Annotated in this window: 8 protein-coding genes; all 8 read right to left on the bottom strand. The window is 59.3% G+C overall.

Going from position 1 to position 12,380, the window contains the following annotated elements:
* Positions 1 to 318: 318 nt before the first annotated feature.
* A complete protein-coding gene (locus ABCN01_RS08975; protein WP_342996921.1) occupies positions 319 to 2,493 on the bottom strand; it encodes a hypothetical protein in 2,175 nt (724 codons plus the stop codon).
* Positions 2,494 to 2,676: 183 nt separating this feature from the next.
* Entirely contained in the window at positions 2,677 to 4,566 is a 1,890-nt protein-coding gene (locus tag ABCN01_RS08980; RefSeq protein WP_342996920.1) for a carbon starvation CstA family protein, read from the bottom strand.
* Between the two features lie 810 nt (positions 4,567 to 5,376).
* The gene (gene tsaD / locus ABCN01_RS08985; RefSeq protein WP_342996919.1) at positions 5,377 to 7,761 is read right to left on the bottom strand and encodes a tRNA (adenosine(37)-N6)-threonylcarbamoyltransferase complex transferase subunit TsaD; all 2,385 of its coding nucleotides are present in this window, start codon (positions 7,759 to 7,761) and stop codon (positions 5,377 to 5,379) included.
* Complete coding sequence (gene tsaE / locus ABCN01_RS08990) at positions 7,748 to 8,254, bottom strand: tRNA (adenosine(37)-N6)-threonylcarbamoyltransferase complex ATPase subunit type 1 TsaE (protein WP_055310746.1); 507 nt, start codon at positions 8,252 to 8,254, stop codon at positions 7,748 to 7,750. The genes tsaD and tsaE overlap by 14 nt, the downstream gene beginning before the upstream one ends.
* A 12-nt stretch (positions 8,255 to 8,266) precedes the next feature.
* On the bottom strand, positions 8,267 to 8,887 hold the full coding sequence (locus tag ABCN01_RS08995) for a uracil-DNA glycosylase (protein WP_342996918.1): 621 nt from the start codon (positions 8,885 to 8,887) through the stop codon (positions 8,267 to 8,269).
* 8 nt (positions 8,888 to 8,895) lie between these two features.
* Positions 8,896 to 10,041 (bottom strand): alanine racemase, encoded by a 1,146-nt coding sequence (alr, locus tag ABCN01_RS09000; protein WP_035137770.1) that lies wholly within the window; start codon positions 10,039 to 10,041, stop codon positions 8,896 to 8,898.
* Positions 10,042 to 10,043: 2 nt separating this feature from the next.
* Positions 10,044 to 11,660 (bottom strand): NAD(P)H-hydrate dehydratase, encoded by a 1,617-nt coding sequence (locus tag ABCN01_RS09005; RefSeq protein WP_161144597.1) that lies wholly within the window; start codon positions 11,658 to 11,660, stop codon positions 10,044 to 10,046.
* On the bottom strand, positions 11,661 to 12,200 hold the full coding sequence (gene acpS, locus ABCN01_RS09010; RefSeq protein ID WP_161144598.1) for a holo-ACP synthase: 540 nt from the start codon (positions 12,198 to 12,200) through the stop codon (positions 11,661 to 11,663).
* Positions 12,201 to 12,380: the final 180 nt, after the last annotated feature.

The raw sequence follows: 12,380 nt of genomic DNA on the forward strand, positions 1-12,380 counted from the left end.
ACGCGAAGCGTTTTCCAGCGCAGCACGCAAGGAGCGAAGCGACGCAGCGGGGCGCGGCCGCCGGCAGGCGGACGCGGAATCCCTCCGTCCCATATCAGCCGAGGGCTCCCCGCATCAAGAAATATCAGCCCTGTTCCGAAAAGCGAGCCGCATGCAACAACCAAGTAACCACAGGCCCCGGGAGAGCGGGGACACCGGCTTAGGTTTATCGCGAGTTCCACACGAACAGGAGGCCACTTAATGTGGCCTCCGTCGTGAGCAGGACTGTAGAGCAGGAAACCTAAGCCGGTGTCCCCGCTCTCCCGGGGCCGGCGGAATCTAGTTGTTCAGCATGCGGTCGAAGCTTCCCGAGTCGCCATCCCGATAGTCGGCGGTCATCAGAATCTCCTGCGGAATGCGCCCGCCCTCGCGCAGCACATTGCGGAACTGCACGCGCGTGACCATGGGCAGATCTTTGATCGTCGCCGCCAGGTTCTGCGGCACACCCTGGTTGGCAGCCGCGGGCTCGCACTCTCCGCCGGCCTTCACGCGACGCTTATGCTCGGCGAGCATGGCGCGATACATGCCGGCATGCAGGCGAATCTCAACCACATTGGCATTGCGAGTCTGCTCGACGATGCGCGCGCCCTCGCGATCGATATCGCCCACGTAGTAGACGTAGTTAAAGCGATAGCCAATCTCGGCCAGATAATCGTCCAGGGCATGCGAGACGCTCGCCTTGCAACCGCCGCCAAAAATCACGCCGCCCACCTTGATGCCAAAGAGCTTGGCGTGCTTGCGGCCACGCAGCAGCTTGACGATCTCGTCGTAGGTGTCCAGGTTCTCGACCATAATGAACGGCTTGTCGGCTCCCAGCGTAAAGAAGCCCGTAAAGTGCACGGGGCGATTGGGGGCGACCTTGATCGCCTGCATGCTGATGCCCTTTTCGGTCATACGCCTGATCAGGCGCTCACCGTGCTTGCCGTCAAAAGCCTTCTCGTCGTTAAAGATCTGGTAGGCACGCTGGCGGCGCGAGGCAACCGGCGTATCGGCACCTCGGTTCTGCTCGATCCAAGCCTGGATGATTGCGATTTCCTCGGCAATCTTGCGGTTGGACATCTCGTTATGCTGAGTGCGCTGCGGAGCCTTTTTGCCGTCCTTGCCCTCGACCTTTACGATCTGTGTCTGCTGCTCCTTGATCTTAGAGAGCGCCGTAGGCGTAGGGACAACCTTGAGCAGCTGCCTGCCTAAAACGCGGGCAAGGGCAAACGCCGAGACCTCGCCGTGGACGGACGACTTGGGCTGCTGGGCAGCAGTATCTGCTGCGGCAGACTCCGGCTTCTTCTGAGACTTGCGCTTAGAATCGCCTCGGGAATTGCGCTCGTGCTTCGGCATAGACGCCTGCTTCTGCGGACGAACGGACTTGCTCTCCTTCGCCGGCTGGCGCTTAGGCTGCCCCGAAGAAACCTCGGCCTTCGCATCCTCGTTCTGCGGCGTGGTCTTCTCGGTTGCAGTCTCGGCATGGGAACTGCGGCCCCCACGATGGCGACGGCGGCGAGGCTTGCTCGACGCGCCCTGCTCCGTCCGCCCATCAGTAGGCTGCTGGCCCTTGGCCTCGGCATCAACCTCAAGCTGCGGCTCAACAGGCTTCTGCTCGCGAGCCGCCGGCTCAACGGCCTTTTCGTCCTGGGTGGTCGAAACCGACTCGCCCTTCTCCTGACGCTTTACGGGATACGCGCGTCCCGCAAAACCGCGACCAGGACGACACGAACCCGGGGCCTTCTTGGCAGACTCCTCAACATCGTTTGCAACCTCAGAAGACTCTTCAACCTCACGCGCGGCATCCTGCTGTGCAGCCTTAAAGTGAGCACCGCGACGGCGCTTGGGCTCTTGGGCCTCCACGGGCTTTTGATCCTTCGTGGGCTTCTGCGACTCGGCAGCAACCTCGGTCTCAACAGCCTCGGCATCCATCTCGCCCTTTCGAGCAACGGCGCGACGGAAGCGCTCCTGCTGGGCGCGGCGCTGTGCATCGCGCTTGCCACCCCCGCCAAAACCGCCGCGTCCTGCCTTGGCCGTAAAGGCACGCACGACGTTCTCATCGAGCAACTCATCGGTATCGACATGCCCACGCGGAGCAACTTCTTCCACAGCAGGCACGTCAGCGAAATCCTCGACGACAAAATCTTCGACGGACTCGGCAGGCTGCTCCTGGACATCGCGGATCTCGGCATTGATGGTATAGAACGCCGGGCGCCCGTTAATGCCGCTACCCTCGATCTTGGTCACGATATTTGCCGCGATAAGCTCATCGCGCATCGCCTTGGTGTCGCACTCTTTATCGACGGAGCGGAAAATCTGCGCCAGCGCACTCGACTTAATCTTGAGCGCCTTGCGGCAAAGCAGGTCGTAGGCAACCAGCTTGGCACGCTCAGCAGAAAGCGACGTCTGGCTGCTCAGGCGCTCAGCCAAAGCATCGACATTTTGTTGGTTATCGGAATATACCGTCTTGGCCACGGAGCCCCTTTCATATGCACACATATACGTCCATATGGTACAACGCGCGAGCCTATCCACGCAAAACATCTGCGAGAACGCCCTTACATCACCCGTTCTCGCAAGAAAAAAGACCGAGTCCGCTTGATTGCGGACCCGGTCTTTCCGAGTCATATGGATGAGAGATTCAACCCGTCCGACCGACTAGGCCTTGGCGGCCTCGGCGTCAGCGGGAGCCTCGGCGGCAGCGGCGCGACCGTACTCGGCCTTGCCCATCTCGGACCACTCGGGCTCCTCATCAGGCATGGAGCCAGCCTCCTTGCCGAAGAACTCCTTGAGGCAGTTGACGGCGACGATGAGGCCCAGGACCATCAGCAGGACGGCAAAGACGAGCTGCAGGCCCTTGGTGGCGGCGACGGAAACGGCGGCCGTGGTGGCGGTAGCCGGGATGGTGCCGAAGAAGCCGTAGGCCTGGACGGCGGTCATGCAGCCCATGGCGCTCTGGACCAGCGAGGTGAAGGTGCAGCAGAGCAGGAAGACGACGGGCACGTAGAGCATCCAGCCCTTGCGGCCGGTGCACTTGCAGAACACGGCGAGGGTGATCATGGTCATGCCGCCGAGCAGCTGGTTGGAAGCACCAAAGAGCGGCCAGATGTTGGCATAGCCACCAAAAGCGAGGGCGAGACCAGGAAGCAGGGTGACGACCGTGGCGAACCAGGGGTTGCCGAGGACCTTCATGTAGCCGGCCTTGGACTCGATGGCCAGGGCATCGTTGGTCTGGGCAAAGAACTCGGAGAACGAGGTGCGGGCGATGCGGGCGACGGCGTCGAGCGAGGTCAGAGCCAGAGCGGAGACGTTCATGGTCATGAAGACGGTAGCGAGCGTGCCGTCAACACCGAAGGCCTGCATACCGCGGGAGATGCCAGCGGCGAAGATCTGGAACGGGGTGGAAGCGACACCGGCGTTGAGGGCGCCGGTACCGGCGGTGTTCATGTCGGAGAACATGATGCCGGCGACGATGATGGCAAGGATGCCGACGAAGGACTCGACGATCATGGCGCCGTAACCGACCTTGACGGCGTCCTGCTCCTTCTCGACCTGCTTAGAAGAGGTGCCCGAAGATACGAGGCTGTGGAAACCGGAGAGAGCACCGCAAGCGACGGAGACGAACAGGACCGGGAACATCATGCCGGAGGCAGTGGAGAAGCCGGTGAAGACCGGAGCGGTGATAGTGGCCTGACCGTTGACGCCCAGGACGACGATGCCGAGGACAGCGCAGACGATCATGACAATCATCATGATGGAAGTGAGGTAGTCACGCGGGGTCTTGAGCATCTGGATGGGCATAGTGCCAGCAAAGACCAGGTAGACCATGACGACGGCGAACCACTGGAACTTATCCAGGTAGAGCGGGAACTGCATACCGACGGCGAACATGAGAACCATGAGGACCACGCCGGTGACGAACTCGGCAGCGCCGGTGAGGTTGAACTTCTTCTGGGCCCAACCAAAGGCGATAGCGACGAAGGTGAACAGGATGGAGATGGTACCAGCGCAGCCGGCGGCATAGGACTTGGTGAAGTCGATGGCACCGGTAGCAGCACCAGAAGCGTCAACGGCCGGGGTGAACATGAACGTCTTGCAGACCATGTCGGTGAAAGCGGCGATGACGATGATGCAGAACAGCCAGCAGAACAGCAGGAACAGGCGACGGCCGGTCTTGCCGATGTACTTCTCGATGAGCTGAGCCAGGGACTTGCCGTTGTTCTTCATCGAGGCGTACAGAGCGCCAAAGTCATGGACGGCGCCAAGGAAGATGCCGCCGACGAGGACCCAGAGCACGACGGGAAGCCAGCCGAAGGCCATGGCGACGATCGTACCCGTAACAGGGCCAGCACCGCAGATCGAGCTGAACTGGTGCGAGAACGCGGTGAAGGCGGAGACGGGCGAGAAGCTCTTGCCGTCCTTCATGCGCTTGGCCGGCGTGAGGGCCTCTTTGTCAACGCCCCACTTGTTGGCCAGCCAACGGCCGTAGCCCAGATAGCCGCAGGCGAGCACCGCCGCGGCCACAACCATGAGCAAAACTCCGTTCATTACATTTCCTCCTCTAAAAAGAACTTCCTAGACATAAAAAATGAGGGCCGTCGGTTGCGCTCGACGGCCCTCATCTTTATCAGCCGCCCGTTATCGTACGGGCTAGCTGTATGTGCTAACCCGCATCAGATAATTACTACGCTGATAATGTTTAGCTGATGCGTGAACATGTCTAAGAAATCCTCTTCAATCATGATGTGAACGATCCGTGCGTGTTCACATCCCCCAGTGGTTGAAAAGGAGTATGAAACTTTAGTTACCTAAAGTCAACGCAAATATGTAATGAATTTTCAACTTTTTTTGAATTTCTCGGCATAAAACGCCACTGACCTCGGACTTTACCCCACGACAGTTTTTGCATGAGAGATGCCCCTGAGAGCCGCGGGAGCCGGGCGGCGCATATGAACTTTCCTGCTCTACAGTCCTGCGCAAGACGGAAAGCACATTAAGTGCTTTCCTTTGCGTGCGGAACTCGCGATAAAGTTCATATGCGCCGCCCGGCTCCCGCGGCTCTCAGGGGCTCCCATCCCAAATGCGGAGCAAAGCTCCGCACACCAACTTTTTTCTTTCAGCTAAAGAACGCCGGAAATTCGACACTGGCTTGTTAACTTTGCTGGACGTTGTCGACGCCAAACCAGCTCAGAAGCTATATCGACACAGAAAGGTCCCCGGACGGAGGGGCCGGATATAAGGTTTATCGCGAGTTCCGCACGCAAAGAAGGCCACTTAATGTGACCTTCGTCTTGCGCAGGACTGCAGAGCAGGAAACCTTATATCCGGCCCCTCCGTCCGGGGACCGCGCCGTACCAGCTACAGCGTCATGTTCGGATCGGCGTCGACGTCGAACGGCGAGATTTCACCTCGGTCGAATTTACGGCGGGCGACCTCCGCGATCATGGCAGCGTTGTCGGTGCATGCCGAAAGAGGCGGCACCGTTACGCGAATCCCCTGACGCCCAAGCTTCTTGATCATCATCTCGCGCAGATGCGGGTTGGCCGAGACGCCGCCGCCGATGCAGTATTCCTTGCATCCGGTAGCGTGCAGTGCGTTTTTGGCCTTCTTGTACTGCACATCAAAGACAGCTGCCTCAAACGAAGCCGCCAGATCGGGCAGGTGAATCGTGCGCCCGGCCTTGGTCTCTTGCTCGATGTAGAGCGTCACGGCCGTTTTAAGACCCGAAAGCGAGAAACGATAGTCTCCCCTGCTGTTAAGCGCGCGAGGAAAATCGATCGCGCGGGGATTACCCGTCTCGGCCAGCTTGGAGATGATGGGGCCACCGGGATAGCCCAGACCCAACGCCTTGGCTACCTTGTCGAAGGCCTCGCCCACAGCATCGTCGAGTGTCTCACCAAGTACCTCGTAGTCGCCCCATGCCTTCACATGCACGAGCATGGTGTGCCCGCCCGAGACAAGCGTGAAGATGAAAGGCGGCTTGAGGTCGGGCTGCGCCAGCAAGTTGGCAAACAGGTGCCCCTCCAGATGGTTGACGCATACGAGCGACTTGCCAGCAGCGTAGGCAAAGCCCTTGGCGAAGGCGACGCCAACCACGAGCGCGCCCACCAGGCCCGGACCCTGCGTCACGCCCACGGCGGCAAGCTCACTTGGTGCAATGGCTCCGCCCGTAAGGCCCAGCGATGCTGCGGCATCCTCGAGCGCCGCATCCACGACACTCACAATCACCTCAACGTGTTTGCGCGAGGCGATCTCGGGCACCACGCCGCCAAAGCGGGCATGGAAATCAATCTGTGTCGACACCTGGTTGGCCAGCATATTGCCATCCGCATCGATAATCGCCACGGCCGTCTCGTCACAGGAACTCTCGATAGCGAGCACTAGGCGGCGGCGCTCAATTTCGGCACGCTCCCCCTCGGAGCGCCTAGGCGCAGGCAGCGGCCATACGCGCTGCTCTGCCGCCGTCGGCTCGGGCGAAGCATTGTCGACCGGAAGCACCAGGGGCAGCGAAGCCGTCATGACGATGGCATCTTTGCCAACACCGTAGTAACCGCGGCGACGGCCAGCCTCGGTAAAGCCCAGAGCGTTATAAAGCGCGATCGCTCCCTCGTTGCCGTCCTCGACCTCGAGCGAAGCCGTGGTGCAGCCGAGCATCTGGGCATCATAGCTCACATGCGACAGCAGCTTGCGGGCAATGCCCTCACGGCGATGTGCCGGGTCGACGGCGACATCCAGAATCTGCACATCACCGTCCACGACCATACCGCCGGCAAGGCCCAGCAGCTTGCCGTCGTCGTGTGCCACCCACCAACTACGCGGCGCAGCGACGTCCTCGCCCAGTTCGGACAGGAACATGCCCGGCGTCCACGCCTCGTGTCCGGCACCTTCAAAGCAGGCAGCCTCCAGCGCGCTCGCGCCCTCGGCATCCGCCGCGCCCATGGGACGGAACTGCAGATGACGACCGGCGAGCTCATCGGCAACGCCCGTAATTTCGCTCTGCGCACTCTCGGCAAGACCAAGACGCTTGCGCTCATTTTCCTCGGCATCCGAAAGGCGCGTGTAAATCGGCAGGACGCGAGCCGGATCGCCGTCACCCGCAGCGTGCGCGAGCAGCAAGCCCTCGCCCGAAGGCCACCACAGGTCGCGCTCCACGCAGCGTGCGGCCTCGTCCTCACCCAGCAGCTTGCCATAGCGCACGAGACCGTCACCGGTCAGCTGAACCTGGTCCCAGTCCGCTGCTCGGCGCCACTCATCGAGCGCCACGGCGGCCTTGACCACGTGTTCGCGCTCAAATTGACGCTCGGGACCCTCATCGACCAGCATATACAGCGCCGGATATACCTCACCGCGCATAGCGTCGGCCAAGATACCAAGCTTGCCGCGCACGCCAGCCTTCCACGCCGTCCAAGCGCAAGCGTCGAGCGTCGACACGCCCAGCAGCGAAACATTGGCACCACGCGCGAGGCCCTTGGCAGTGGAGATGCCGATGCGCACACCCGTAAAGGACCCCGGGCCGAGGCCGACCACATAGCAACCAACATCGCTGCGATCCAGGCCGGCTTGAGCCAGCACGCCATCAACGGTATTCACGAGCTCAACGTTGGCGTGACGGCGACACATGTGGTCGCCACTCGCGAGCTTCGTCTCGCCCGTCTGCCCATCAGTCCAGCTTGCCGCGCAGGCAAGCATGTCGGTCGAGGTATCGAGCGCCACCACCGGCGCGTTGTCGTTATGCAAGCTCATCTTGTACAGCCTTATCAATCAAATGGGAAAGCTCCATTGCGCGGTCACCGTGCGCCTCGAGCGTTATCGTTCGCACATCGCTATCGTCCTCATCACGCTTGAGCGTCACCGAAAGATACTCATCCGTCAGCTCGTCTTGGAATTGTTCGCCCCATTCCAGCAGGCAAGCACCCTCATAGCCCAGCACATCGAAAATGCCCGTATCCTCGAGCTCGTAGGCATGCTCCAGGCGGTATAGATCAAAGTGAAACAGCGGAATACGGCCTTGATCGTGAACGGCCATGAGCGCAAACGTAGGGCTCGTAACCATATGCCCATCGCCCAGCCCGCGCGAGACGCCCTTGGTAAAGTGAGTTTTGCCCACCCCCAGGCCACCGGTCAGGATGAGCACATCGCCGTCCTCAAGGCACGGTGCAATTAGCTCGCCAAAGTACTCCGTATCGGCAGCGCAAGTCGTTTTGTAAGTACCTACCCCCAGGCGCTCCAGGGACATATATGCTCCTTATTATTCCGAGGCGTCCTCTGGTGCGGGATGTCGCTCCAGATAGTCGCCCAGCATCTTAAAGTCTTCCTCCAGCAGTTCCTGCCACGCCGGATTGCGTAGCGCTGCTGCCGGATGGAACGTGGGCATTACTACAAAATGCCCCATCTGGTGGAACCTGCCGCGCAGCTTAGTAATGCCAATCTCGGTCTTAAGCACAAAGTGCGTCGCGGGGTTGCCGAGCGTCACGATAATATCGGGCCAGATGCTTCGAATCTGCTCACGCAAAAACGGCGAGCAAGCCAGCACTTCCTCGGGACGCGGATTGCGGTTTCCCGGCGGGCGGCACTTAAGCACGTTGGCAATGTAGACGTCTTCGCGCTTGAGCCCCGCCAGCGACAAAATGCCGTTGAGGTCCTCGCCTGCCGCCCCCACAAAGGGCTCGCCCTGCAAATCCTCATTGCGGCCCGGCGCCTCACCAATAAACATCACGCGGGCGTGGGGGTTTCCCACGCCAAACACGATATTGTGACGCGACTGGTAGAGCTGGCAGAGGTGACAATCGCCCAGAACGGCCTCGATTTCCTCGAGTGCGACCTCACGTGGCACCTGATGAGTATGGCCGGGGATGTGCATGACGCCCATAGCGGCTCCTACACGTAGACCTTGTCGAGACGCATGCCAAAGCCGCAGGCGACCTCGTAGTTAATCGTTCCGCGCAGTCGGGCCATCTCGTCCATAGTGATCTCGGCATCGCCATCGCGGCCGACAATAATCATCTCGTCACCATACTCGGCCTCGGGAATCTCGTGTGCCGGGTTGGACTGAATGGCGACCATAAACTGGTCCATGCAGATATTGCCAACCTGATGCACGCGCTCGCCGCGATACAGCACATCCATACGATTGGAAAGCGTACGCGATAGGCCATCGGCATAACCGATCGGCAGCGTGCAGATCTGAACGCGCGTACGCGGTACGCGGTAGGTAAAACCGTAGCCCACGCCCTCACCCATCGCAGGGTGTGCCACGCGCGTCACACGCGCATGGACGCTCATAACGGGATCAAGCTGCATCACGCGGCCACTCAGCTCGCACGGCTGCATTCCATACAAGCCAACGCCGGCGCGAATCATATCAAAATGCATCGAAGGGTCGAGCATCGAGGACGGCGTGTTGGCGCAGTGCACGATACCGCACTCAAAGCCCGCATCCTTAATGGCCTGAACGGCCTCGGTAAAGCGCTGACACTGCAGTTTGTAGTCCCAGCCCGAAGGTTCATCGGCCGTGGCGAAGTGCGTAAATACGCCGTCGCACTGAATACCGCGATGGAAATTAATACCGCGGACAAAGTCAAGCACCTGCGTGTAATGTACGCCTATGCGGTTCATGCCCGTCTCGATGGCGAGATGATACTTGCCCACTTTGCCCGCCGCGACGGCACATTCGCCATACGCAAGAGCAAAGTCAGACGTATAGACCGAGGGCATGATATCAAACTCGAGCAACGTCGGAATGGCCTCGATAGGCGGCTCGCTTAGGATGAGGATGGGTTTCGTAATCCCGCCCTGTCGGAGCTCAACGCCCTCGTTAACCGTCGCCACGGCAAACATGTCGGCACCGGCCGAATACATGATCTTGGCGCACTCAACAGCTCCATGACCATAAGCATCGGCCTTAACCACGCAGCACAGACGCTGACGTGGATTCAGCAAATTCTTATAGGCCCTCGTGTTGCGACGGAGCGCCCCGCGGTCGATCTCGACCCAGGACCAGCGCGTCAAATCGGCTTTATTCATGATTAGTCATCCGACCCTTCGTCCATGATTCCCAGATCTTCGAGCGCATCCTTTGCCGCCAGTTCCATGGCAGGACCGATCAAGTCGATAAGATCGGTCGCGATGACGCTCTTCTCACCATACTCCGTCGCCGCGGCAAAACCGGCATAGCTGTGAAGTGCGACGGCGTACGAATACAGCAACTCCCAACGATCCATCTCGTCGCGCATGGTGGCAAGCGTGCCGGCCAAAATACCCGCGAGAACATCACCCGAACCGGCAGTTGCCAGAGAAGCCGGACCCGAGAGCGGCAGCAGCACACGCTCAACACCACAGATAGCCGTCGTCGGCCCCTTGGCAATGACAACCAGGTTGTCGGAGCCTGCAGCCCAGACAACCTTCTGCGCGGCCGCAATCGCGGTACCAAGGTCGTTCACCTCGTCACCGGCAACCAGACGCGAAAGCTCACGATAGTGCGGCGTCATAACCAACGGCTGCTCGCGACGATACATCTCGGGGTTACTATCAATACCGTCAATGGCAATCTTAGCAAGGCAGTTGAGTGCATCGGCATCCAAAATAAGCGGTACATCAAGCTCGAGCAAGCCCGAAACCACCTGCATAGCGCCGGCAGACGTCGTCATACCGGGACCGCACAGTACGCAGCTGTACTTCTTTGCAATCTCGCACACCGTCATGCGCGCAGCGGCGCCAAAGGAGCCGCGGGAATCAGACGGAATAGCAAAGACGGGAATCGAAGGAAGTGCAATGCGAATAAGATTAGCGCAGGCGTCAGGAGCCGCGACTGCCACGTAACCAGCACCCGCGCGAGCTGCAGACTTGGCCGCCATAATGGCAGCACCAGGATATTGCGCAGATCCGGCGACAATAAGCACAGAGCCACGGGAATACTTATCGATATTCGTAGGTAGTGGGGCAAAGTAATCAACTAAGTCACCGGGCTCGACAATCTCGGCGGCGTGGTCGACATCATCGATGACCTCGTCAAGACGGTCGTAAAGATTGCCGCAGATCAAATCGCCAGCATACTCAGGGCCATCAGCGCTATACAGACCAATCTTGGGCGCAATCATCGTCACCGTATGTTCGGCACGAATGCAGTCGTCATCAACAACGCCCGTCTCGGCATTCAGGCCCGAGGGGACATCAATGGATACGACACAATCGGCGCATTCATTGACCGTAGGAATCCAGATGGAGAACGGCGCACGCAGATTCCCATGGAAACCGGTACCAAAAATGGCATCGACAACAACATCGGCCTTATCGATCAAAACCTCGAGTTCGTCACGCGAGGGGCCAACGCAAACGTGCACATCGCGGCCGGCAGTACGACGAGCAACATGACGTGCCAGAGCAGCAGGAATCTCATCCGGCTCAACCGGAGAAACGATATCGACGTCCACGCCCTTATGGCTCAGGATATCGGCGGCAACCCAACCGTCGCCGCCATTATTACCAAAACCGACCAGAACGAGAACCCGATCGGGATTGAGCTTCAAGACCTCGTTGGCGGCAAACTCACCCGCTAGCTCCATAAGCTCGGCCTTCGAAGTCCCTTCGCGTTCGATGATATCCTCGAGACGAACGACTTCTTCGGTACTCAAAACCGGTTTCATCTATGCTCCTAGCGTATCTTGCGAAGCATCGCCCAGGTGCTCCGTCAATGCTGAATTCTGCAGCTGCTCAAGCTCATCTAAAACAGAGCGAGCCTCTTTAAATGTCTGCGCTACGCGTTTCTTGGTGCTCACCTTTTCATCTTTTGGCTTAGGCCGAGCATCTTCGGTAATCGCGATGGCATTCGCAACGGCTAAGTCTCCTGTAAGCGTAATGGAAAGAGCGACCTCAACAACACCCAGCTCATGAGCGATCTCGAGTGCACGGCCCGAAAGCAGCGCCTTCGGTTTGCCGAGTTTATCACGCGTTACCGAAACATCCTTGCGACCCACGCCTTGACTAAAACCCGTGCCGAGAGCTTTAAGCACCGCCTCGCGCGAAGCAAAGCGGCTCGCATAGTGAGCAGCGGGACGCGATGATACATCGCAATACGCACGCTCTTCTTCGGTAAACACACGCCGAGCAAACGACGGCGTCTTTTCAAGAATTGATTTCATCCGGGAAATCTCGACGATATCAACGCCGATACCAGCTTCAGCCATGTTCACCTCCATATCGCACAGACTAAGTTATTGTAGCCCGTTCACAGAAGATGCGACAAACGAGGGTTATAAAACACAGCTACTATGTGAGACAAAAGCCCGTAAATCAGAACCACCCTTAAAAAGGGTGGTTTGCTCTTAGGGTATAACCCACGGGCCCCGGGCTCGCGTCTAAAGGCG

The sequence above is a fragment of the Collinsella aerofaciens genome (assembly GCF_039062365.1).
Lineage (GTDB): Bacteria > Actinomycetota > Coriobacteriia > Coriobacteriales > Coriobacteriaceae > Collinsella.